The 21,794-nt window shown below is 71.1% G+C and carries 20 protein-coding genes; 11 read left to right on the top strand and 9 right to left on the bottom strand.

The window, feature by feature from the left end:
* The first annotated feature begins 29 nt into the window (after nucleotides 1–29).
* The 5 genes from AB5J50_RS17395 (at nucleotide 30) to AB5J50_RS17375 (ending at nucleotide 6,359) form a co-directional block, all read left to right on the top strand.
* Nucleotides 30–725: a TerB family tellurite resistance protein gene (locus AB5J50_RS17395; RefSeq protein ID WP_369259083.1), complete on the top strand. Its 696-nt coding sequence runs from the start codon at nucleotides 30–32 to the stop codon at nucleotides 723–725.
* A gap of 140 nt (nucleotides 726–865) precedes the next feature.
* The gene (locus AB5J50_RS17390) at nucleotides 866–2,950 is read left to right on the top strand and encodes an MMPL family transporter (protein ID WP_369259081.1); all 2,085 of its coding nucleotides are present in this window, start codon (nucleotides 866–868) and stop codon (nucleotides 2,948–2,950) included.
* Nucleotides 2,951–3,064: 114 nt separating this feature from the next.
* Nucleotides 3,065–4,351: a sensor histidine kinase gene (locus AB5J50_RS17385; RefSeq protein WP_369265425.1), complete on the top strand. Its 1,287-nt coding sequence runs from the start codon at nucleotides 3,065–3,067 to the stop codon at nucleotides 4,349–4,351.
* Complete coding sequence (locus AB5J50_RS17380; protein ID WP_369259079.1) at nucleotides 4,348–5,016, top strand: response regulator; 669 nt, start codon at nucleotides 4,348–4,350, stop codon at nucleotides 5,014–5,016. Before AB5J50_RS17385 ends, AB5J50_RS17380 begins: the two co-directional genes overlap by 4 nt.
* 125 nt (nucleotides 5,017–5,141) lie before the next feature.
* Nucleotides 5,142–6,359 carry an exo-alpha-sialidase gene (locus tag AB5J50_RS17375; RefSeq protein WP_369259077.1) on the top strand — a complete coding sequence of 406 codons (1,218 nt, stop codon included), beginning with the start codon at nucleotides 5,142–5,144 and terminating at the stop codon, nucleotides 6,357–6,359.
* Nucleotides 6,360–6,580: 221 nt separating this feature from the next.
* Here AB5J50_RS17375 and AB5J50_RS17370 read toward each other — a convergent pair whose 3' ends face one another.
* Nucleotides 6,581–7,168: a TetR/AcrR family transcriptional regulator gene (locus AB5J50_RS17370; protein WP_369259075.1), complete on the bottom strand. Its 588-nt coding sequence runs from the start codon at nucleotides 7,166–7,168 to the stop codon at nucleotides 6,581–6,583.
* Between the two features lie 196 nt (nucleotides 7,169–7,364).
* On the opposite strand from AB5J50_RS17370, the gene AB5J50_RS17365 reads away from it, so the two are divergent.
* Nucleotides 7,365–8,183, top strand: coding sequence for a class I SAM-dependent methyltransferase (locus tag AB5J50_RS17365; RefSeq protein WP_369259073.1), 819 nt, complete (start codon nucleotides 7,365–7,367; stop codon nucleotides 8,181–8,183).
* 73 nt (nucleotides 8,184–8,256) lie between these two features.
* Here AB5J50_RS17365 and AB5J50_RS17360 read toward each other — a convergent pair whose 3' ends face one another.
* The 5 genes from AB5J50_RS17360 to AB5J50_RS17340 are packed head-to-tail and all read right to left on the bottom strand — an operon-like array spanning nucleotide 8,257 to nucleotide 14,889.
* On the bottom strand, nucleotides 8,257–9,192 hold the full coding sequence (locus AB5J50_RS17360; RefSeq protein ID WP_369259071.1) for a dihydrodipicolinate synthase family protein: 936 nt from the start codon (nucleotides 9,190–9,192) through the stop codon (nucleotides 8,257–8,259).
* The gene (locus AB5J50_RS17355; RefSeq protein WP_369259069.1) at nucleotides 9,189–10,259 is read right to left on the bottom strand and encodes an oligopeptide/dipeptide ABC transporter ATP-binding protein; all 1,071 of its coding nucleotides are present in this window, start codon (nucleotides 10,257–10,259) and stop codon (nucleotides 9,189–9,191) included. Before AB5J50_RS17355 ends, AB5J50_RS17360 begins: the two co-directional genes overlap by 4 nt.
* Nucleotides 10,256–12,277, bottom strand: coding sequence for a dipeptide/oligopeptide/nickel ABC transporter permease/ATP-binding protein (locus tag AB5J50_RS17350; RefSeq protein ID WP_369259067.1), 2,022 nt, complete (start codon nucleotides 12,275–12,277; stop codon nucleotides 10,256–10,258). Before AB5J50_RS17350 ends, AB5J50_RS17355 begins: the two co-directional genes overlap by 4 nt.
* A complete protein-coding gene (locus AB5J50_RS17345; protein ID WP_369259065.1) occupies nucleotides 12,277–13,236 on the bottom strand; it encodes an ABC transporter permease in 960 nt (319 codons plus the stop codon). Before AB5J50_RS17345 ends, AB5J50_RS17350 begins: the two co-directional genes overlap by 1 nt.
* A gap of 24 nt (nucleotides 13,237–13,260) precedes the next feature.
* Nucleotides 13,261–14,889: an ABC transporter substrate-binding protein gene (locus AB5J50_RS17340; protein WP_369259063.1), complete on the bottom strand. Its 1,629-nt coding sequence runs from the start codon at nucleotides 14,887–14,889 to the stop codon at nucleotides 13,261–13,263.
* Between the two features lie 270 nt (nucleotides 14,890–15,159).
* Between AB5J50_RS17340 and AB5J50_RS17335 the strand changes: the two genes are divergently transcribed.
* The 3 genes from AB5J50_RS17335 to AB5J50_RS17325 all read left to right on the top strand — a co-directional run bounded on the left by AB5J50_RS17335 (nucleotide 15,160) and on the right by AB5J50_RS17325 (nucleotide 17,461).
* The gene (locus AB5J50_RS17335) at nucleotides 15,160–15,891 is read left to right on the top strand and encodes a FadR/GntR family transcriptional regulator (protein WP_330304469.1); all 732 of its coding nucleotides are present in this window, start codon (nucleotides 15,160–15,162) and stop codon (nucleotides 15,889–15,891) included.
* A gap of 175 nt (nucleotides 15,892–16,066) precedes the next feature.
* Complete coding sequence (locus AB5J50_RS17330) at nucleotides 16,067–16,507, top strand: protein-tyrosine phosphatase family protein (protein WP_369259061.1); 441 nt, start codon at nucleotides 16,067–16,069, stop codon at nucleotides 16,505–16,507.
* A gap of 57 nt (nucleotides 16,508–16,564) precedes the next feature.
* Complete coding sequence (locus tag AB5J50_RS17325; protein ID WP_369259059.1) at nucleotides 16,565–17,461, top strand: hypothetical protein; 897 nt, start codon at nucleotides 16,565–16,567, stop codon at nucleotides 17,459–17,461.
* Here the strand turns inward: AB5J50_RS17325 and AB5J50_RS17320 are convergent.
* The 3 genes from AB5J50_RS17320 to AB5J50_RS17310 all read right to left on the bottom strand — a co-directional run bounded on the left by AB5J50_RS17320 (nucleotide 17,425) and on the right by AB5J50_RS17310 (nucleotide 19,739).
* Complete coding sequence (locus tag AB5J50_RS17320; RefSeq protein WP_369259057.1) at nucleotides 17,425–17,934, bottom strand: tetratricopeptide repeat protein; 510 nt, start codon at nucleotides 17,932–17,934, stop codon at nucleotides 17,425–17,427. The two genes, AB5J50_RS17325 and AB5J50_RS17320, sit on opposite strands and share 37 nt — an antisense overlap.
* A 63-nt stretch (nucleotides 17,935–17,997) precedes the next feature.
* Nucleotides 17,998–18,828 (bottom strand): ABC transporter permease, encoded by an 831-nt coding sequence (locus AB5J50_RS17315; RefSeq protein WP_369259055.1) that lies wholly within the window; start codon nucleotides 18,826–18,828, stop codon nucleotides 17,998–18,000.
* Nucleotides 18,825–19,739, bottom strand: a complete 915-nt coding sequence (locus tag AB5J50_RS17310; RefSeq protein WP_369259053.1) for an ATP-binding cassette domain-containing protein — start codon at nucleotides 19,737–19,739, stop codon at nucleotides 18,825–18,827. The genes AB5J50_RS17315 and AB5J50_RS17310 overlap by 4 nt, the downstream gene beginning before the upstream one ends.
* Nucleotides 19,740–19,872: 133 nt before the next feature.
* On the opposite strand from AB5J50_RS17310, the gene AB5J50_RS17305 reads away from it, so the two are divergent.
* Together AB5J50_RS17305 and AB5J50_RS17300 are read left to right on the top strand one after the other, a co-directional pair.
* Nucleotides 19,873–21,096: a sensor histidine kinase gene (locus tag AB5J50_RS17305; RefSeq protein WP_369259051.1), complete on the top strand. Its 1,224-nt coding sequence runs from the start codon at nucleotides 19,873–19,875 to the stop codon at nucleotides 21,094–21,096.
* The gene (locus tag AB5J50_RS17300) at nucleotides 21,096–21,794 is read left to right on the top strand and encodes a response regulator (protein WP_369259049.1); all 699 of its coding nucleotides are present in this window, start codon (nucleotides 21,096–21,098) and stop codon (nucleotides 21,792–21,794) included. The genes AB5J50_RS17305 and AB5J50_RS17300 overlap by 1 nt, the downstream gene beginning before the upstream one ends.

Genomic DNA, 21,794 nt, shown 5'->3' with positions numbered 1-21,794 from the left:
TTGCCGCGGCGTTACGGAGGTGTGCGAGCGTGCTGCCAGGATGGGGACGAAACGGTCGTGCAGTTGAGGTTCCCCGCATCCTGGGCACCCGTACCGCGTGGACGACGGTAGGCGACGGCGAGTTCTTCTGCCCCGGCTGCGGAGGCGACCGCAACTACCAGCGGCTCACCGGCCGCCGCCGCTTCACCCTCCTCGGCGTTCCCGTTCTCCCGCGCGGCGAGACCGGGCCCGTCGTCGAATGCGCCGCCTGCAGCCACCACTACGGCGCCGACGTCCTCGACCACCCCACCACCACCCGCTTCTCCGCGATGCTCCGCGACGCCGTCCACACCGTCGCCCTCGCCGTCCTCGCCGCGGGCGGCACCTGCGCCCGTACGTCCCTGGAGACCGCCGCCGGCGCGGTCCGCTCGGCCGGCTTCGACGACTGCACGGAGGACCAGCTCAGCGCGCTCGTCGAGGCACTCGCCTCGGACGCGGGGCGGGTCTTCGGGGAGCCGTGCGGGGCGAGTCTGGCCATAGAGCTCCACGAGGCCCTGGATCCGCTGGCCCCGCACCTCGCCCCCACGGGCCGGGAGGCGATCCTCCTCCAGGGCGCGCGGATCGCGCTGGCCGACGGGCCGTACACACCCGCCGAGCGGGATGTCCTGGCCACCGTGGGCGCGGCACTGACGATCTGCTCGGACGACGTGACGCGGTTGCTGGTGGCGGCGCGTACACCCTCGTAATACTCCCCAGGGAGTAATCCCCCCGTTCGGCCACCCCTCGGAGTACCCCCGAACTCGCCCTCCGGCGCGACGAATCAGGCGTCGTGCGCCGGGAGTCTGGTGACTGTCCAGACACCCGGCCAGGAGGGGAGGACCCCGACATGGGGCCCGAAAAGACAACCACGCGTACGCGGCGAAGGGCCGTGCCCTGGGTGCTGCTCGGGCTCTGGGTGGCCGTGCTGGCCGCCGTCGGGCCGTTCGCGGCGAAGCTCGCGGACGTGCAGCACGACCGCGCCGTGGACTATCTCCCGGCGAGCGCGGACTCCACCCAAGTGGCCAAGATCGAGGACCAGTTGCCCGGTGGCGAGACCACCGAGCTGGTCCTCGTCTACCACCGCGACGGCGGACTGAGCACCGCCGACCGCGCGACGGCCGCGCGCCAGATCGCCGAGATCACCAAGGAGAACCCGCTCACCGGAACCCCGAAGGGCGTGCCGTCCCGGGACGGGACCACCCTGATGTACCCGGTCGCCAGCTCCGCACCCGGCACCGACGAGAAGAAGCGGGACGCGTTCGTCAACGACGTACGCGATGTCGCGCGGGGAGCGGACGGGCTGAGCGTCGACGTCGGCGGGCAGGGCGCGCTCGCCACCGACGCCGCCGAGGTCTACAACTCCCTCGGCGGACCGCTGCTCTACACCACCGTCGCCGTGGTCGCCGTCCTGCTGATCCTCATCTACCGCAGCCCGCTGCTGTGGCTCGTGCCGCTCGCCGTCGCGGGCGTCGCCGACTATCTGTCGATGGGCGTCGCCTACGGGCTCCACGAGGCGTTCGGCACCAGCATCTCCGGCCAGAGCTCGGGCGTGATGACGATCCTCGTGTTCGGCGCCGGAACCGACTACGCGCTGCTGCTGATCTCCCGCTACCGGGAGGAACTGCGACGCGTGGAGCGGCCGTACGACGCGATGCGGCAGGCCCTGCGCGGCTGCGGGCCCGCCGTGCTCGCCTCCTCCGGCACCGTCGCCGCCGGACTGCTGTGCCTGCTCGCCGCCGACCTCAACAGCAGCCGGGGCATGGGCCCGATGGGCATGGTGGGTGTGCTGTGCGCGCTCGTCGCCATGCTGACGCTGCTGCCCGCCCTCCTCGTCCTGCTCGGGCGGCGGGTGTTCTGGCCGCTCGTCCCCGCCTTCGGCAGCGAACCCAAGCAGCGGCGCAACCTCTTCTCGGCCATGGGGAGTTCGGCCGGGCGGCGGCCGTACGCCGTCCTCGCGGGCGGGGCCGTACTGCTCGGGGCGCTCGCCCTCGGCACGCTGAATCTGCCCGGCTCGCTCAAACAGCAGGACTCCTTCGCCCACAAGCCGGACTCGGTCGCCGCGATCGAGACCCTCGCCAAGGCCTACCCGGGGCAGGGCACCCAGCCGCTCACCGTGATCACCCCCACTGGACGGGCGGACGCCGCGCTGGCCACCGTGCGGGACCACCAGGGCGTCGCGAGCGCCGAGCGGGGCCGCAGCGGACAGGGCTGGACGGAGATCTCCGTCATCGCGCGGGGCGCACCCCAGTCGGCGGCCGAGACCGCCACGATCAAGTCGCTCCGGGCGGATCTCAAGGGCTCGGGCTCGTACGTCGGAGGCGCCAGCGCCCAGCAGATCGACCTCCAGGACACCAACGCCCGCGACCGGCTCGTCGTCGTACCGATCGTGCTCGTCTCCGTGCTGCTGATCCTGATCGTGCTGCTGCGCAGTCTGGTCGCCCCGCTGCTCCTGGTCGCCGCCGTGATCGCGGTGTGGGGCGCGGCGCTCGGCATCGGCGGGCTGGTCTTCGGGCCGCTCCTCGGCTTCGAGGGGACCGATCCGGGGCTCGGCCTGCTGTCCTTCGTCTTCCTGGTGGCGTTGGGCGTCGACTACGGGATCTTCTTGATGCACCGCATGCGGGAGGAGTCGCTGTCGGGTGCCGAACCGGCCGCCGCCGCGCTGACCGCGCTGCGGACCACGGGGGGTGTGATCGCCTCGGCGGGGCTGGTCCTCGCCGCGACCTTCGCGGTGCTGACGAACATGGGGCTCGTGCAGCTCGTCGAGCTCGGGTTCGTGATCGCGGTCGGGGTGCTGCTCGACACCTTCCTCGTCCGGACGTATCTGGTGACCAGCGCGAGTGTGGCGCTGGGACGGAGGGTGTGGTGGCCGGGCCGGCTGTCGCGCGAGCCGGAGCAGGAGTCCGAGCAGCGGACCCCTGTCGCCGTCGGCTGAACCACATATGTGCGTATATGAACCACATCTGAACCACATTTGAACCACATCGGGCGCCCCTCCCTCCCGGAGGGGCGCCCTCTCACGGAGGATGAAGCGGTGGACGCCACACGCATGCTGCACCTCACCGGCCTCGGACACCGGGGGAACGCCGACCCCGCACGGGCGCTGCGCCAGGACGCGCTGCTCGCCGCCGCGCTGCTGGTCGTCGACGTGACCGTGGCGCTCACGGTCGGCGCCGACGGCCGCCGTCCGGACGCCCTGGGCTGGACCCTGCTGACCGCCGCGCACATTCCGGTGGTGTGGCGGCGCCGCGCCCCGCTCGCGGCGTTCCTCACGCTGCTCGCCTGCGTCGCCCCATACCACGCACTCGACTTCAACCACACGGCGCCGCTGACCGTCTCGATGCTCGCCCTGTTCACCGTGGCCGTCACGGGGCGCCCGCTGCGCACCCTCCTGGTCGGCATCGGCGTCATCGGCCTGATGCTCTCGGTCAAGTTCGGGCAGGGCGCCGCCGAGGGGGCCCAGGCGCTGCGCGCGGCTGGCTGGATCGTCGCGTTCATCGTCCTCGGCGTGTACGTACGCGTGCACGGGCAGTACGTCGCCTCGGTCGTCGAACGCGCCGAACGCGCCGAACGCACCCGCGAGGAGGAGGCGCGCCGCCGGGTCGCCGAGGAGCGCCTGCGCATCGCCCGCGACCTGCACGATCTGCTCGCCCACACCATCACGCTCATCGGCGTCCAGACATCCGTCGCCGCGCACGTCCTGGCCGCCGACCCCGACCGCCTGGACCGCGAGGCGGTCGCCCGGGCCCTCGACGACATCTCCGAGACCTGCCGCACCGCGCGCGGCGAAGTGCGCAGCACGCTGGAGGTGCTGCGCGCACCGGAGTACGGCGGCGACGGGCGCGGCCCGCTGCCCGGCCTCGACGGACTGCCCGACCTGATGACCGCGGCGCGCACCGCGGGCGCGAAAGTGGAGACGGAGATCGCGGTACCGACGGCCGGCGTCCCGTCCGCCGTGGGCGCCGCCGCCTACCGGATCGTCCAGGAGGCGCTCACCAACGCGGTACGGCACGCGGGCCCCGAGGTGACGGTACGCGTGGCCCTGCGGGCGGACGAGTGGGCGCTGCGGGTAACGGTCACGGACGACGGCGTCGGCGACGCGGGCGGCACACCCGGGTTCGGACTCGTGGGCATGCGGGAGCGGGCTCGTAGTGTGGGCGGAACACTGGAGGCCGGAGTGCGGGAGGGCGGTGGGTTCGGAGTGTCGGCGGTGCTGCCACTTGCGGGCCCGGGCCCGGTCGCGGTTCCCATGCAGGCAGATGTACGGGATCTCGAAGCCGTACGTGATGACGAAGCCGTACGCGCACCCGAACTCGAACGAGGCGAGCCCCGATGACCATCCGCGTACTCCTTGCCGACGATCAGACGCTCGTGCGGGCCGCGTTCGCCATGCTCGTCGAGTCGGCGCGGGACATGGAGGTCGTCGGACAGGCGGCCACCGGGCGGGAGGCGGTGGAGCTCGCGCGCAGCGCGCGGGCCGATCTGGTCGTCATGGACATCCGCATGCCCGACCTGGACGGCATCGAGGCGACCCGGCTCATCGCGGCCGACGCGAACCTGGCCGGGGTCAGGGTCCTGGTCCTCACCACGTACGACACCGACGAGTACATCGCGGAGGCCCTGCGCGCGGGCGCCTCCGGCTTCCTGGTGAAGGACACGAGGCCCGCCGAACTCCTCGACGCCATCCGCACGGTGGCCGCCGGGGACGCCCTGCTGTCACCGGGCCCGACCGCCCGCCTGATCGCCCGCTTCCTGCGCAGCCCGGCGGCTCCCGTGCCCGTGGCGGGTGGTCCCGACGGCCTCTCCGAGCGGGAGCGCGAGGTGCTGGCGCTGGTCGCGCGAGGCCTCAACAACACCGAGATAGCGGGGGCGCTGGGCCTGAGCCCGCTGACCGCGAAGACCCATGTCAGCCGCATCATGGGCAAGCTGGGCGCGCGGGACCGGGCCCAGCTGGTGATCGTGGCGTACGAGTCGGGGCTCGTCACTCCGGGCGCGTGTTGAAGCGCCTGCTGAGCTGACGTCACGTCAACACGCTGTAGTGGCATGTGTGTCGCTGTGCCCTTTTTGGGGCAATAGGTTCTCCTGGACATCCCACGTCCTATGTCCTCTGAGGTCCAGGGAGTGCCATGAGCATCACGAGTCGTATGGTCGCGCCGACGGCAGTCGTCGGATTCCTCGCCGGTCTCGCCGCCCTCACGGGGACCGGTACCGCGTCGGGCGCGCCGCCCGCCACCCGGGCCTGCACCTCGTCCGTGCCGTACACCGCGGGCCAGGCCGGCTACGACACGTATCGGATCCCCGCAGCGGTCACGACGCGCGCCGGTACGTTGCTCGCCTTCGCGGAGGGGAGACACAACGGCGCCGGCGACACCGGGCGCATCGACGTCGTCCTCAGACGTTCCCCGGACGGCGGCTGTTCGTGGGGTCCGCTGCGGGTGGTCGCGTCCGGGGGCCGGAACACCCGGGGCAACCCGGCGCCGGTCGTGGACCCCCGCACCGGCCGGATCGTCCTCGTCACGTCCTACAACAGCGGTGCGGTGACCGAGGCGCAGATCATGCGGGGCGAGGTCACCGCGGGGCAGAGCCGTCGCGTCTTCGTCCAGACGAGCCGCGACGACGGGCAGCACTTCTCGGCTCCGCGGGACATCACGGCGCAGGTGAAGCCGCGGGGGTGGCGGTGGTACGCCACGGGGCCGGGCCACGCGATCGCCCTCGGTCACGGTCCGCACGCCGGGCGGCTGGTGGTGCCCGCGAACCACTCCGCGGCGCCGCCCGTGGGCTCCGCCGACAGCGGGCAGGAGCCCAAGTACTACGGCGGGCACGCAATCTACAGCGACGACGGCGGGCTTACGTGGCGGCTGGGGTTCGTGGACCACTCGTACGGCGGGGTCGTCAACGCGAACGAGAGTGGTGCCGCCGAACTTCCCGACGGGCGGGTGTACTTCACCGCGCGGGACCAGAACGGCACGAGTGCCGGCAACCGGCTCGACGCCTACTCCAGTGACGGGGCGGAGAGCCTGGACCGCCCCTACAGGATCCAGCCCACGCTGAACGATGTGCCCGTGGTTCAGGCGAGTGTGCTGCAACTGAGTGGGGCCGGTGCGCCTCTCCTCTTCTCGGGGCCCTCTGTTCCCACCGTCCGTCAGTCGATGGCCATCTGGCGGAGCGTGGACGGGGGTGCGAGCTTCGCGAAGGTGACGACGCTGTCTTCGTTGCGGGCGGCGTACTCGGACCTTGTGCAGCTTGGGGCGGGGCGTGTTGGGGTGCTGTACGAGACCGGGGTGAAGGGGGCGTACGACACGATCGAGTTTCGGCGGGTGCCCGTGAGCGGCTTGCTGGGGTAGGCGGGTTTCGCCCCCGCCGCCCCTACCCGTCCCATCCCGTTCCTGGGGGCTGCGCCCCCAGACCCCCCTAAAAGATTGCGCAGTTCCCCGCGCCCCTTGAGGGGCGCGGGGAACTGCGCGACAAGCCCCCACCCACCCGCAGCCGACGAACAACCCACGGGGTCTGGGGCGGAGCCCCAGAAGGATGGGACGGGTAGGGGCGGCGGGGGCGAAGAACGCCGCTATCGCGCGACCCCGGCGATGACCGACGCCACGGCCCGGTGGACGGCTTCGGGCTGTGGCGGGGTGCCTTTGCGGTCGGCGTAGAGCAGGTGGGCGGTGCCGATCAGGGTGGGGGCGAGGGTGTCGATGTCGGCGTCTGTCGTGATGCGGCGCAGGTCGCGCTCGGCGGTGAGGTAGGAGGCGATCATGGCGGCGGCTTCCGTGAGGAGGGGGATGCCGGTCGGGGTGGTTCGGCGGAGCCGGGCGCGCAGGTCGTCGCGGGACGTGACGAGGCCGACGATCGCTACGGCGACCGAACCGAACAGGTTCGTCAGCGCGCCGGTGAGGTTGTCGGCGACGGTGCCTGTTCCGGCGGAGTCGCGCAGGGCGGCGGCCTGATGGTCGATCCGGCGGACGCGGTCGAGGACGAGCTCGGCGAGGAAGGCGTCGAAGTCGGCGAAGTGCCGGTGCAGGACGCCTTTGGCGCAGCCCGCCTCCGTGGTGACCGCCCGGCTGGTCAGGGCGCTCGGCCCGTCCCGAAGCAGAACGCGCTCGGCGGCGTCGAACAGCTGCTCGCGCGCGTCGCGGATGGCTACCCCTGTCGGCACCGTGTGTACCTCCCTCTCTCATTCGACTCTTTCGACCGAACTCTTTCGACCGAGTCTTTCGCCCAGCGCCCACCCGTTGACTAGTGGGCGCTCGCCCATTCATAGTGGGCACATGCCCACTATACGGCCGGAGCCCGCACGTCCTCCCTCCGAGGGCCAGTCTCATCGGGCGAGCGAGCCTCATCGCGTCCGACAGGTGGCGGAGTCCTTCGGCGTGGACGCCGAACGCTATGACCGGGCCCGGCCTCGCTATCCCGGAGCCCTGGTGGACCGGATCGTCGCCGCCGCCCCCGGGCCCGACGTCCTCGATGTCGGCTGTGGCACCGGTATCGCCGCCCGGCAGTTCCAGGCGGCCGGCTGCCAGGTGCTCGGGGTCGAGCCGGACGCGCGGATGGCCGACATGGCACGGCGGTTCGGGGTCGGGGGCGGGGTCGACGTGGCTACGTTCGAGGCCTGGGACCCGGCCGGCCGGACGTTCGACGCGGTCGTCGCCGGTCAGGCCTGGCACTGGATCGATCCGGTCGCGGGAGCCGCCAAGGCCGCACAGGTGCTGCGGCGCGGCGGCCGACTGGCGGCGTTCTGGCATGTGTTCGACCAGCCGCCCGAGATCACGGAAGCCCTCGTCACGGTCTGCCGACGGGTGATGCCCGACTCGCCGTTCAACCTCCGGGCGATGAAGGAGCGAGCGGCCATGGACGTGTACCAGGAGCTGTTCACCAAGGCCGCCGACGGGATCCGCGAGGTGGGCGGGTTCAGCGAACCGGAGCAGTGGCGATTCGACTGGGAGTGGTCCTACACCCGGGACGCGTGGCTGGACCAGATGCCCACCCAGGGCCTCCTCACCCAGCTCCCGGCGGACCGGCTGGCGGAGGTGCTGGAGGGCGTCGGGGCCGCCATCGACGCCATGGGCGGCAGCTTCACGATGCGATACGCGACGGTGGCGGTCACCGCGACGCGAACCGGCAGCGCCCAACTGGCGGCGCCTCACCGGCAGCCACTAACCGGCAGCGACTAACCGGTAGAACCGGTAGCGCCTGACCGGTAGCGCCCGCCGGCTCCACAGCCTGTCCGCGGAGGGATGGAAACCCTTACAGCAACCCCGCCCCCGCCAGATACTTCCCCACCCGCTCGACCTCCCCCTCCGACAGCGGAACCTGCGGCTCCGCCGTTGCCGGGCAGTCGATGATCCCCCGCAGGTACAGCGCCGCCTTGAAGGCACCGAGAGCCGACGAACTGCCGCCCATCCGCGCCGGATCACCCACACCCACCATCCCGAACAGGGCGCACAGCCGCTCCTGTTCGGCCCGCGCCCGCGACCAGTCGCCCTCCCGGCACAGCCGGAACAGCCGTGCATACCCCTCGGGGTCCACGTTCCCCAGCCCGGGCACCGCCCCGTCCGCCCCCAGCGCCAGCGCGGAGTCCATGACGGTCTCGGATCCGGTGAGGACAGTGAAACCGGTGATGTCGGGGTGGGCGCGGGCGCCGGTGACGACGGAGCGGAAGGCGCCCAGGTCGCCGCTGGAGTCCTTGAGGCCCACCAGTGCGCCGTCCGCCGCCAGCTCCAGGACCAGCTCCGCGCTCAGCTTGGTGTGGACGGATACAGGGATGTCGTACGCGAAGACCGGCACCGACGAGCGCGCGGCGATCAGGCGGAAGTGGCGGGCGATCTCCGCCGGGTGGGTGCGGGTGTAGAACGGCGCCGTGGCCACGATCGCGTCGGCGCCCGCCGCCGTGACGGCCGCGGCGTGGGACAGGACACGCGGCGTCGTCATGTCGATCGCGCCCGCGAGGACGGGGAGTTGGCCGGCGACATGCGCGGTCACCGTCTCCACCACCAGTCGGCGCTGCGCGTCCGTCAGATAGGCCACCTCGGACGTCGAGCCGAGGACGAACAAGCCGTTCACCCCGCCGCTCACCAGGTGGTCGACCAGCCTGATGAGTGACGGGACGTCCACCTCGCGGTCCGGTGTCAGGGGAGTACAGACGGGCGGTACGACACCGGTCAGCGGGGCGGGGATGGTCATGAAGGCTCCCTGATGTTCGGCTGTAACGGGACGTCGGCCATGGCGGTGGCCGGGGCGGCGGCGGACTCGGCCTGCGCGACCAGCGCGCGCGTCGACTGGCCCTCCTCTACAGGATGGTGGCACCGGTAGCGGTGTCCGGCGGTCGACGCGCCCACGAACTCCGGCATGGCCTCGGCGCACACCTCATCCGCCTTCCAGCAACGCGTACGGAACGGGCAGCCGGAGGGCGGGCGAGTCGCCGACGGGACCGGGCCCACCAGCGGAATCGGGTCGATGGGGTCCAGAAGGCCAGGGGTCGCCGAGAAGAGCGCCCGTGTGTACGGGTGCCGGGAGCGGTCGGTGACCTCGTCGGCCGGTGACTCCTCGACGATCCGGCCGAGGTACATCGTGATCACCCGGTCACTCATCCGCCGTACCGTCTGGATGTCGTGAGACACGAAGACCAGGGCCAGGCCCAGGCGCTCCTTCAGGTCGAGGAGCAGGTTGAGGATCTGGGCGCGCACCGACACGTCCAGCGCGCTCGTCGGTTCGTCGGCCACGACCAGGTCCGGGTCCAGGGCCAGAGCCCGGGCGATGGCCACGCGTTGGCGCTGGCCGCCGGAGAGCTGGCCGGGCAGGGCGTCCGCGAGGGCGCGGGGGAGACCGACCAGCGACATCAACTCCCGTACGCGGTCGGTGCGTTCGGCGGGAGTGCCGCGCCGGTGCACGTCCAGCGGATCGCGCAGGATCTGGCGTACGGGCAGGCGGCGGTTCAGGGCCGTCGACGGGTCCTGGAAGATCATGCCCGTGCTGCCGCCGACGGCCGTGCGCCGCTCGGCCGGCTTGAGGGACCACAGGTCGCGGCCGCCGAAGGTCACCGTGCCGGACGTCGGCTGCTGCACCCCCACCAGCACCTTCGCGAGCGTCGACTTGCCGCAGCCGGACTCGCCGACGACGCCGACCGTCTCGCCGGGCGCGATGGCGAGGTCGGCGCCGGTGAGGGCGTACACCTTGTCCCGGGTGAACACGCCGCCGCTGCGGGCCTTGTGCACGACGTGCGTGTCGGACAGCCGCACCAGCGCGTTCATGTGACGGCCCCTTCTTCGCTTCCGTTGGGATCGGCCGGCGCTACCGCGCCTCCGCTCTCCCCGGCCGCCCCCAGGACGGCCGCCGGGTGGTGGCAGGCCGCCGTGTGCGTAGGTGTCCCCACCAGGTCAGGCGGCGTCGTACGGCACACCTCGCTCGCCAGCGGGCAGCGGTCGGCGAAGCGGCAGCCCGCCGGGAAGTCGGCGGGGGACGGTACGACCCCCTTGATCTGGGTCATGCGTTCGGCCGCCGACTCCAGTGAGAGGACGCTGCCCAGCAGCCCGCGCGTGTAGTGGTGGGCCGGCGCCTCCACCAGATCCGCCGTCACGCCCGTCTCGACGATCTGGCCGCCGTACATGACGACCACCCGGTCGGTGACCGCCGAGACCAGTGCCAGGTCGTGCGAGACGAGGATCAGCGCGAAGTCCAGCTCCTCGCGCAGCCGCAGCAGCAGCTCTATGACCTGCGCCTGGACCGTCACGTCGAGGGCGGTCGTCGGTTCGTCGGCGATGATCAGCTTGGGGCTGCGGGACAGGGCCATCGCGATCAGGACGCGCTGGCGCTGGCCGCCGGAGAGCTCGTGCGGGTAGCTGCGCAGGGTGCGTTCGGGGTCCAGGCCGACCATGTCCAGCAGTTCGGTGGCCGTCCGCCTGCCGCCCCGCCGTATCACCTGCTTGAGCTGCGCCCTGATGGTCATCGCCGGGTTCAGGGAGGACAGCGCGTCCTGGTAGATCATCGCCATCTCATGGCCCAGCAGCCGGCGTCGTACGCGCATCGGCTCGCCGACCAACTGCCGCTGGTTGAACCGGACATGGCCGCGGACCCGCGCCCCCTTCGGCTCCAGGCCCATCACCGCCAGCGCCGTCAGCGACTTGCCGCAGCCGGACTCGCCGACCAGGCCGAGCACCTCACCCGGCTGCACCTCGAAGCTGATGCCGTCGACGATGTCCACCCCCGCGTGGCGGGCGTCGAAGCCGATGGCCAGGTTCTCGACGGCGAGGACGGGCTGCTGGCCGGAGGGCAGTGGCCGGGCCCGTGTGCGCAGGCGCGCCGCCGCCTCCGTGAGGCCCGGTAGTTCAAGGACCTTGCCGCTGCCGGGCTCGGGGGCCTCCAGCCGGTCCTCCGCCGCGGGCGCGGACACGTCCCTGGCCGCCGGCGCCGCCCACGCGTCCGAGACACCCTCGGAGAGGATGTTCAGCGACAGCACGGTGATCAGCATCAGCAGGCCCGGGAAGACGGTCGCCCACCAGCCACCCGTCAGCACCATGTTCTTGCCGTCCGCGATGACGCTGCCCCAGGACGGGTCCGGGGGCCGTACGCCCGCGCCGATGAAGGACAGCGACGCCTCGAAGACGATGGCCTCCGCGACCTGCACGGTGCAGAACACCAGCACGGGGGCGGCGCAGTTGACGGCCACATGCCTGATGACGATGTGCGGGGTGCGGGCGCCGATGACGTGCTCGGCGGTCACATAGTCCTCGCCGTACTGGTCGAGGACGTTCGCCCGTACGACCCTGGCGACCGGCGGGGTGAACAGGAACGCGATCGCGCAGATCAGCACCGTGATGCCGCCGCCGAAGACGGCCACCAGGACCGCGGCCAGCGCGATGCCGGGGAACGCCATCACCACGTCCAGACAGCGCATCAGCGTCTCGTCGACCGCCTTGCGGGAGGTCGCCGCGACCGCGCCGAGGAGCGCGCCCACGACGAGGGCGAGCGCGGTGGCGCCCAGTCCGATGGCGAGGGACCAGCGGGCGCCGTACATCAGCCGGCTGAGGATGTCCCGGCCGAGGCTGTCCTGCCCCATCCAGTGACCGGCGGACGGATGCCCGGTGCCGTCCACCGGCGCCTGCTGGTCGAGCGGGTCGTGCGGGGCCAGCAGCGGTGCGAGGAGTGCGACCAGCAGTACCACGGCGAGGAAGCAGACCGCGATCTTCGACAGCGGGGGCAGCCGCCGCCAGCCGCGCAGCCGGACACCGGGCCGGGAGAGGGTGTCCGCGAGGCTTTTGCGGGTGAACATCAGGTCGCATCCCTCAGTCGCGGGTTGACCAGCAGATACAGGATGTCGATGACGAGGTTCACGACCACGAATCCGATGGCCGTGGTCAGCACGACGCCCTGCACGACCGCCGGGTCGCCGTTCTTCACGGCGTCGATCATCAGCTTCCCCATCCCGGGGAGCGAGAAGATCGTCTCGATGACGACCGCCCCGCCGAGCAGATACCCGACGCGCAGCCCCAGCACGGTGAGCGGATTCATCAGGGCGTTGCGCAGGACGTTGCGGCCGACGACCACGCGGGGCGGCAGCCCGCTCCCGACCGCTGTCCGCACATAGTCCTTGTCCAGCTCCTCGACCACCGATGTCCGCACGATCCGGGTGAGCTGCGCGGCGACCGGCAGGGAGAGCGCGAGCGCGGGCAGGGCCATCGTCTTCAGCCAGCCGCTCAGCGAGTCGGCCGGGTTGATGTAGCCGCCGGTCGGGAACCAGCCCTGGTCGACGGCCAGGTACTGGATCATCAGCAGCGCCAGCCAGAAACCGGGCGCCGCCACCCCCGTGAGCGAGACGACGCGGATGATCTGGTCGGGCAGCCGGTCGCGGTAGATCGCCGCGGTGACTCCGCCGAGCAGCGAGAGCACCACCGCGATGCCGAGCCCCAGGAAGGTGAGCTGGAGCGTGAGCGGCAGCGCGGTGGTGACCTGGTCGAGGACGGACCCCCGGGTGAGCGCGCTGGTGCCCATGTCGCCGTGGAGCAGGTCCCCGACGAAGTGGAAGTAGCGCACCGGCAGCGGGTCGAGCAGCCCGTTCTGCTCCCGGAAGTCGTGCAGCTGCTGCGGGGTCGGATTGGCGCCCTGGAAGAACGCCGACGCCGGGTCGACGTCGGAGAACCGCATCACGAGGAAGACGAACAGGACGATCCCGAGCATCAGCGGCACGAGCAGCGCGACGCGGCGCAGCAGGATCCTGGCGATGGCGACCACGTACGAACTCCCTGTCGCCCGGGCCTAGACCCACTTGGCTTGCAGCAGATTGATGCCCGGGTACGGCTGTGCCCTTATCCCCGTGAGCTTCGCCGGGTTCCACGCCGTCATCAGCTCGTTGTGCACGACCGGGTAGAGCACGGCCTGTTCGGCGACGACGTCGATGTAGTCCTGGATCATCGTCTTCTTCTTGGCGGCGTCCGGCTCCTGCGTCGCCAGGTCCATGTCCTTGAAGAGCTTCTTCGCCACGGAGTTGCCGGCCCAGCGGGCATAGCCCATCCAGAGGTTCTGGGGGCCGTAGTTGTAGTGCATGATCAGGTCGGCATCCAGCCCGAACTGATTGGGATTCGAGGCGGCCGCGACGACCTGGTAGTCCTGCTTCTGGTCCATCTTGGTGAACACGGCCGTGGTCTCCTGCGGGGAGAGCGTGGTCTCCACACCGATCGCGTCCCAGGACGCCTTGATGGTCGGCAGGCAGTCCACGATCCAGCTGACGTTGACCGACAGGATCTCGATCTTCAGCCCCTTGACCCCAGCCTCCTTCAGGAGCTTCTTCGCCTTCTCGGGGTCGTACGTGTAGACGGTCTTCGCGGGCCGGTAGCTCGGGTTGCCCTCGTTGAGGAACGAGGACGACGGCTTCCCATGCCCCTTGAGGGCGACCTCGACCATCTTGCCGGTGTCGATGGCGTAGTGCAGCGCCTGCCGCACCCTTACGTCGTCGAACGGCTTGTGCTGGGTGTTGAACATCAGGAAGAGGTTGTTCATGCCCGCGCCGCCCTGGACGGACATGCCGCCCTTCCTGAGCTGCTGGATATTGGCGTACGGGATGTTGTCGGCGATCTGCGCGCCGGCGCTGGCCCCGGAGATCTTCGCGACGCGGGGCGCGGCATCCACTATGGTCAGCCAGTTCATCTTCTTGAAGGCCGCCTTGCGCGGGCCGTTGTAGGCGGCGAACGCCTCGAAGGTCGTGTTCGACTTCGGGTGGTGCGCGGTCTGCCGGTACGGCCCCGAGCCGACCGCCTTGCCCTTGATCGCGTCGTCCCAGGCGCCCGGCTGGGAGAAGACGTGCTTCGGCATGATCTTCGCCAGGGTGAGCCGCGAAATCCCTTCGGGGAAGGGGAACTTGAGGACCAGCTCGACGTTCTGCGCGTCGATCTTCCGGACCTCCTTCAGCCAGCTGGCGAAGAAGCCCTTGGCGAGGGTCTGCGTCTTCGGGTCGAGGATCCGCTCGTACACGAACACCACGTCGTCGGCGGTGACGGGCTTGCCGTCGTGGAACGTGGCGCCCGCCCGCAGGGTGAACTTCCACGACGTGCCGCTGAGATCGGCCGGCACGGCGGTGGCCAGCGCGTGGTACGGCTCACGGGAGATCGGGTCCGTGTCGAGCAGACCTTCGTAGATGTGGTTGTTGGCGGCCATGGAGAAGGCGGACGCGGTCTGTGTCGGATCCCAGCTGCCGTCGTTTCCGTAGCCGATGACGGCCGTCAGCGTGGCGTTCTTGCCGCCGCCCGAGCCGCCGGTGTCGTTCGTGGACTCCGGCCCGGACGAGCAGGCGGCCAGCGACGAGGAGAGGGCGGCGGCCGCACCGAGGGCGCCGGTGTACTTCAGGAACGACCGGCGGTGCAGCGCCGGAGTGTCGGTCACGTCGCGCACGGTTCCTCCAGCAAGGAGTGGTGTGGGGAGATACGACGTCCTACGTCATAGGGGGCAGCGTGACCATAAGAGGGGCTGTGAGGAGGGTCAAGGGATCGCACACGAATGGCGTATCTTCCAGAGGTGCGACCAATGGCGGTGTGAATATGGGTAGTTGGCGCCAGTTGACGTTTAATCACCTGGCGTTTAGTCACCCGGCATTTAATCGCCTGACGTTTAATCAGTCCGGAGGTGGGACGTCGGATGTCCAGCGAGCGTACGATGCGGCGCATGTCTGAGGAGACCGGGAACCGGCGTCGGCCCGAGCGCCGGGTGGGCGGCCAGATCCAGCGCGAGGTCATGCAGCTGATCCTCGACCGCAAGCTCCAGGCCGGTGCGCCGCTGCCCACCGAAACCGAGCTGATGACCGACCTCGGCGTGAGCCGCAACTCCGTCCGCGAGGCCCTCAAGGCCCTCCAGGCACTCGACATAGTGGAGATCAGACACGGCTACGGCACCTACGTCGGCCAGGCTTCCCTGACCCCGCTCGTCGACGGTCTCACCTTCCGCACGCTCGCCCAACCGGACGACGAGACGGGTGCGCTGGCGGAGATACTGCAGGTCCGCGAGGTCCTGGAGGAGGGCCTGATCCGCCGGGTCGCGGCGACGCTCTCCGAGGCGGAGCTCGACGGCCTCGAATCCGTCGTGGAGCGGATGGAGACGGCCGGCCGCGAAGGCCGCCCTTTCCCCGAACTCGACCGCGAATTCCACGAGCTGCTGTACGCGTCCCTCGGCAACGCCCTCGTCCCGCAGCTCCTCGGCGCCTTCTGGACCGTCTTCAGCCGAGTCGCCGGCGTACGCGGCTGGACCGACGACCCGGCCCCCGAGGTGACCGTCCGCCGCCACCGCGACATCGTCACGGCGCTGCGCGCCCGCGATGTCGAGGGCGCGCAGCGGGCGATGGCGGACCACTTCCGGGGGATCGAGGCACGGGCGGCGCAGGAGTCGCGGGGGGTGAGTTGAGCGGGGGCAGCTTGGTTCTTTGGGTGCGGGTGGGTGGGGGCTGGTCTAAAAGATTGCGCAGTTCCCCGCGCCCCCTTTTAGGGGCGCGGGGAACTGCGCAATCTTTTAGCGGGGGTCTGGGGGCGCAGCCCCCAGGAACGGGATGGGACGGGTAGGGGCGGAGGGGGCGAAACCCATGATCGAGAGCTGGGATCCGAACGGTGCCGGCGTGCTGTGTCTGCCCTCTGGGCGGCTGGTGCGGGGCCGCGCCCTGCGAAGGCCGCTCCCGGAAGACGGCCCGACACCGACGTACGCCGTGTACCTGCTCGGCAAGCAGCCCCCGGAAGTCCCCTGGGAAGCCCACTGGCTGCACTGGCCGGACTTCAGGCTGCCCGCCGACCGGCGCAAGGCCCGCGCGATCCTCGCCGAGGCATGGAAGCGGGCGCAAGCCGAGCGCGTCGAGATCGCCTGCGGCGGCGGCCGGGGCCGCACCGGCACGGCCCTGGCCTGCCTCGCCGTCCTCGACGGCGTACCTCCAAACGACGCGGTGGCCTTCGTACGCCGCCACTACGACCGACACGCGGTGGAGACCCCCTGGCAGCGGAGATACGTCCGCCGCTTCACCACCGACGAGTGAGCCTAGGGCCGAAAATTCGGTACGCCATGTGCGCGGGCCCGTGGAACCCTGAGCCGCGTGACCCACCCCGAGACGACCCCGTACGACGACGACCGCCGCGCCTACACCCGAGAGGCACTGGCCCGCCTCGTGCTCAGCCAGGCCGCGTACGGCCTCACCGGATCCGCCGGTGAACTGGTCATCACGCGACACGACGCGTTCTGCGGTCCGGGCGGCCGAGTCAGCGAAGCGGCAGAGCTCGTCGCGTCCGCCGAATGGACACTGGTGCGTGCCGTCGTCTACGAGCGGGAGCGCGGCAGTTCCTGGGAGGAGATCGCCGGGTATCTCGGAGTCGGCGCGGATGAGGCAGCGGAACGCTTCGGCCCCGAACTCGCCCGCTGGGCAGGCGCGTTCGAGGTTCCCTACCGCCTCGACGAAACCGGCCGCAAGCGCATCCCGCAACTGCCGACGGCCGCGTACGATCCCGACACCGCCTGCCGCCGACTCGACCTCTGGGCGCATTTGAGGACCACCATCAGAGACCGTCACGCGGTGAGCGCGGACCTGCGTATGACCACCCCGGAGGACGGGGACGTTACGGCGGCCGAAGTGCCTGACCCGGAAACCGAGTCGGACGAGATGACGGGCTGGATCTGGCGCCCTCACCTCCGCTCCTTCCTCGAACTCCTGGCCGGCTACAACGGCATGTGGTTCGACGAAACGGACTGGGAAACCGTCTCCCTCGGCCTCGAAACGACCGACGACGAGACCCCGGACGCCTGGTACAGCTACCCCTTGAACAGCGCCCTGCACTCCCTGAACGTCCGCCTCGCCAACTCGCCCGGCGGCAACGAGGTCTCCGTCGCCCTCACCGGCGCCACCTCCGCGGACCTGCGCCTCAGAATCGACACGCTGATGGACGCGTTCGCGGCACGCCCTCAGCCACCCTCCACCGTGTCCAGATCCCCCGCATAGTGCTCGATCGCCCGCCGATACCCCTGTACGCGGGCGTCGGCGCTGGTAGCTGCCACGACCTCCAGCAGGGTCTGTACGGCTTCCCGGGGCTCGCCGACGTTGTACAGGGCCATGGCCAGGAAGGCGCGCAGGGCCGGGTCCCCGGGGAACTCCTCCAGGCCGCGGCGCAGACAGGTGACCGCCTCCTCGTAGCGCCCCAGGATGCGGTAAGTGCTGCCCAGGCCCAGAAACGCGCCGTGGCGATCCTCGGCCCTCAACCCCTCGACGGCCAGGGCACGTTCGTAGAACGGGACCGCCTCCGCCTCCAGGCCAAGGACGTCGTGGACCCAGGCGGTCTGGTACGCGATCTCGGTGTCCGCCGGGTATTGGTCGGACAGGGTCAGCAACAGCGGACGTGCCTCGGCTGCCGCGCCGTGCTCGCGTAGGCCGACCGCCCGCGCCAGCGCCGTATCCCGACCCTGATCACCGCTCATGCGGCAGCACGCTGGCACAACGCACCGGCGTCCACAAGCTGTTGACAGCGTACGGGGTACGGGTCACACGTCCCGGCGGTCCACCGTCACGACGGCGACGACCGCCGAGACAGCGGCCCACGCCGCGAAGGTGAGCCAGGCGCCCGTGACCGTTGCCGGATGGGGCGGGACCAGGGTGAAGGGGTCGTGGCCGAAGGCGATGTCGGCCAGCCGGTTCCAGGCGTTGACGGGCTGGGCGTGCCTCACCGCGGCCGTCCATTGGTAGCGGTCGGTGATGAAGCTGGGGATCAGGAGGAGTACGGCGGTGGCGGCGACCATCGTCGTCGCGCTGTGCCGGATCACGGCGCCCAGGGCCATGCCCGCGAGGGCGCAGACCGGGGCGAGGAGCGCGGAGGCCGCGACGACGCGGAGGGCGCCGGGGTGGGAGAGCGGGACACCGATGTCACGGGTGTCGAGGATGGCCTGGGTCGCGGCGAAGGAGGCGCCCGCTACGAGTGCGCCGTAGACCGTCATGACCGCGGTCACCAGGGTCACCTTCGCCGCCATCAGGGCGCGGCGGTCCGGAACCGCCGCGAACGTCGTGCGGACCAGGCCCGTCGTGTACTCGCCGACGATCGTGATCGCGCCGATGCTCGCCACCGCGAGGATCAGGATCATCGCCGAACCGTCGGTGAAGGCGTCGCGCAGGGCCAACTGGCTTATATGGTCGCGCATTTGGCTGTTGAAGCGCGGGGAGTCGGCCGCGTCCACGCGTGCCGCGTTCGCGTTGAACGCGATGACCGCCAGCGCGCCGGCGCCGAGCGCCCAGTACGTCGAGCGCAGGGATCGCAACTTGATCCACTCGGCGGCCAGGAGGTCCGTGAAGCGGGGGACAGGAAGAGTGCTGGTCGTCATCGGGCGTCTCCGGCGAGGAATTCGGCGCTGTCGGCGGTCAGTTCCATGAAGGCCGCCTCCAGCGAGGCCGCCTGCGGGGTCAGTTCTTCGAGCAGGATGCGGTGCTGGAAGGCGAGTTCGCCGATGCGCGCCGCGCTCAGTGCCGTCACCTTCAGGGTGCGGTCGTCGTACGGCGCCACGGCGGCGCCCTCGGCGGACAGCACGGCCGTCAGCCGGTCGGAGTCCGGCGTGCGTACGGTCACGGTGAGCTTCGTGCCGCGCGCCGCGAACTCCGCCACGCTCTCCGCGGCGATCAGCTCACCCCGCCCGATGACGATCAACTGGTCGGCGGTGTTCTCCATTTCGGACATCAGGTGGCTGGAAACGAAGACCGTACGGCCCTCGGCGGCCAGTCGCCGGAACAGCCCGCGCACCCACAGCACGCCTTCCGGGTCGAGCCCGTTGAGCGGTTCGTCGAACATCAGCACCGGTGGATCGCCGAGCAACGCCGTCGCGATCCCGAGGCGTTGCTTCATGCCGAGGGAGAAGCCGTCGACACGGCGCCGGGCCGCCGGGCCGGACAGCCCCACTTCCTCCAGTACCTCCTCGACCCGTGCGCGCGGGATGCGGTTGCTGCGGGCGAGGGCCGCCAGATGGGCCCGCGCGCTGCGGCCGCCGTGCACATCACCCGCGTCGAGCAGCGCGCCGACGTGACGCAGCCCGCGCGGCAGGTCCCGGAAGGGGCGGCCGTCGAGGGTGGCGGTTCCGGCGGTCGGGGCGATCAGGCCGAGGAGCATGCGCAGGGTCGTCGTCTTGCCCGCGCCGTTCGGGCCGAGGAATCCGGTGACGTGCCCCGGGCGCACGCCGAAGGAGAGGTTCCGGACCGCCGTGGTGGGTCCATAGCGCTTTGTCAGTTCGTTGACTTCGATCACGCCCAACACCGTCTCGCCGACGCCCGGCCCGGGACATCGGCCCGGCGCGGACAATCCCCGCGAGCGGGTGTCGACCCGGGGTGTACATCCGCGGGCCGATGCCGTGCCGGGGGCGCGAGCCTACGATCGGCGCATGCATGTCACGCCGCCGATTCCCCTGCTCAAGCGCGTGCCGCCCGGTGCCTGGGTGGCCCTGACCTGGTGTGCGACCGCCGTGTTCACGTTCCTCGCGCGCATCAGGCTTCCCGGCGAGGAGGCAGCGGAATACCAGGTCGCCGTCCAGTTCTACCGGTGGGACGGCCTCGTGATCCTCGCGCTGGCCACCGCGCTGGCGCTGGCGGGCAGCCGGCTGCTGTCGCGCCGGCCGCTGACCGCCCTCGCCCTGCTGCTCACGGCTGCCGGCTTCGCGACGACGAACCTGGCCGTGGGGGCGATCCAGCTGTCGCAGTTCCTCGCGGTCGACGTCGCCCTGTATTTCATCGCCGCCGCCCACTCGCGCCGTACGGGCGTCACCGCGGTCTCCATGGCACTCGGCGTCCTGGTGGCCTGGCTGACCGTACGGCTGCTGCGCGGCTGGGGCATAGGCGTGTCGGACGAGCTCGCCGTCGCGCTGACGGCCGTCGTCGCCTGGCTGCTGGGCGACGCCTCCCACCGCACCCGCGCGTACGCCGAGAAGCTGCGCGTCCAGGCCGCCGGCCAGGCCGTCACCGACGAACGCCTGCGTATCGCACGGGAGATGCACGACATGGTCGCCCACAGCATCGGCATCATCGCCCTCCAGGCGGGCGCGGCGGCCCGCGTCGTACACACCCAGCCGGACGCCGCGCGCGAGGCGATGACGGCGGTGGAGACGGCGGGCCGGGAGACCCTCGCGGGGCTGCGCCGCATGCTGGTGGCGCTGCGGCAGGCGGACCAGGGCCGGGCGGCCCATGTCCCGGAGGCCGCCCAGCTGCGTCCCGCAGAGGGGCTCGCCGACCTTGACCGGCTGGCCGCCGCGACGACCGCCGCGGGGGTGCGCGTGGACGTCCGCTGGCGGGGCGAACGGCGCCAACTCCCGTCGGACATAGACCTGTCCGCGTTCCGCATCGTCCAGGAGTCGATCACCAACGTCGTACGCCACGCGGGCACGGCCACCTGTCGGGTGACCGTCGACTACGGCGACGAGGACGTCGCCGTCGACATCACCGACTCCGGCCGCGGCCGGGGAACGTCCACGGACACCGGCTTCGGCCTCATCGGCATGCGCGAGCGAGTGACCTTGCTGCACGGCGAGTTCACGGCCGGGCCGCGTCCCGAGGGCGGCTTCCGGGTGACGGCCCGCCTCCCCGTCCCGGCGACGGCCACGGCGGCCGCGTGATGACGATCCGCGTGGTCCTGGCCGACGACCAGCAGCTCATCCGTACGGCCCTGCGGATGGTCATCGCCGACATCGAGGACGTGGAGGTGGTCGGCGAGGCCGCGAACGGCGAGGAGGCCGTGGCCCTCGCCGGGCAACTCGCCCCCGACGTGGTGGTGATGGACATTCGCATGCCGGGCATGGACGGCATCGAGGCGACCCGCCGGATCACCGAGGGCGGCGGTGAGACGAGGATCGTCGTCCTCACCACCTTCGACGACGACGATTACGTGTACGGGGCGCTGCGCGCGGGCGCGTCCGGTTTCCTGGTCAAGGACATGGCGCTGGACGACATCCTGGGGGCGATACGCGTCGTGGCGGCGGGCGACGCGCTGATCGCCCCCGGCGTCACCCGCCGTCTGATCCAGGACTTCACCGCCGCCCGCCTCGAAAAGCCGCGTGGACGCCGGGAGTTGACCGCGATCACGGACCGCGAACGCGAGGTGCTGACGCTCGTCGGTACGGGGCTGTCCAACACCGAGATAGCCGAAGAGCTCTTCATCAGTGTGGCCACGGCGAAGACGTATCTCACCCGGCTGCTGTCGAAGCTGGACGCGCGGGACCGAGTGCAGCTGGTGATCATCGCGTACGAGGCGGGGCTGGTGTCCCCCCACCGTGCCCCCAGGAGTGCCCCCAGGAGTGCCCCCGGGAGGGGGTGA

The organism is Streptomyces sp. R35, from assembly GCF_041053035.1.
Lineage (GTDB): Bacteria > Actinomycetota > Actinomycetes > Streptomycetales > Streptomycetaceae > Streptomyces > Streptomyces lutosisoli.
The sequence above is the reverse complement of the archived record's forward strand: the minus strand, read 5'-3'. Positions and strand labels throughout refer to the sequence as shown.

Excerpts from the sequence above, each read along its gene's own strand:
- AB5J50_RS17355 (WP_369259069.1), bottom strand. The coding sequence starts at position 10,259 with ATGAACGCGCTGGTGCGGCTGTCCGACACGCACGTCGTGCACAAGGCC.
- AB5J50_RS17360 (WP_369259071.1), bottom strand. The coding sequence starts at position 9,192 with ATGACCATCCCCGCCCCGCTGACCGGTGTCGTACCGCCCGTCTGTACT.
- AB5J50_RS17390 (WP_369259081.1), top strand. The coding sequence starts at position 866 with ATGGGGCCCGAAAAGACAACCACGCGTACGCGGCGAAGGGCCGTGCCC.
- AB5J50_RS17320 (WP_369259057.1), bottom strand. The coding sequence starts at position 17,934 with ATGAGCGGTGATCAGGGTCGGGATACGGCGCTGGCGCGGGCGGTCGGC.
- AB5J50_RS17385 (WP_369265425.1), top strand. The coding sequence starts at position 3,065 with ATGCTGCACCTCACCGGCCTCGGACACCGGGGGAACGCCGACCCCGCA.
- AB5J50_RS17375 (WP_369259077.1), top strand. The coding sequence starts at position 5,142 with ATGAGCATCACGAGTCGTATGGTCGCGCCGACGGCAGTCGTCGGATTC.
- AB5J50_RS17315 (WP_369259055.1), bottom strand. The coding sequence starts at position 18,828 with ATGACGACCAGCACTCTTCCTGTCCCCCGCTTCACGGACCTCCTGGCC.
- AB5J50_RS17350 (WP_369259067.1), bottom strand. The coding sequence starts at position 12,277 with ATGTTCACCCGCAAAAGCCTCGCGGACACCCTCTCCCGGCCCGGTGTC.
- AB5J50_RS17330 (WP_369259061.1), top strand. The coding sequence starts at position 16,067 with ATGATCGAGAGCTGGGATCCGAACGGTGCCGGCGTGCTGTGTCTGCCC.
- AB5J50_RS17380 (WP_369259079.1), top strand. The coding sequence starts at position 4,348 with ATGACCATCCGCGTACTCCTTGCCGACGATCAGACGCTCGTGCGGGCC.
- AB5J50_RS17305 (WP_369259051.1), top strand. The coding sequence starts at position 19,873 with ATGCATGTCACGCCGCCGATTCCCCTGCTCAAGCGCGTGCCGCCCGGT.
- AB5J50_RS17335 (WP_330304469.1), top strand. The coding sequence starts at position 15,160 with ATGTCTGAGGAGACCGGGAACCGGCGTCGGCCCGAGCGCCGGGTGGGC.
- AB5J50_RS17300 (WP_369259049.1), top strand. The coding sequence starts at position 21,096 with ATGACGATCCGCGTGGTCCTGGCCGACGACCAGCAGCTCATCCGTACG.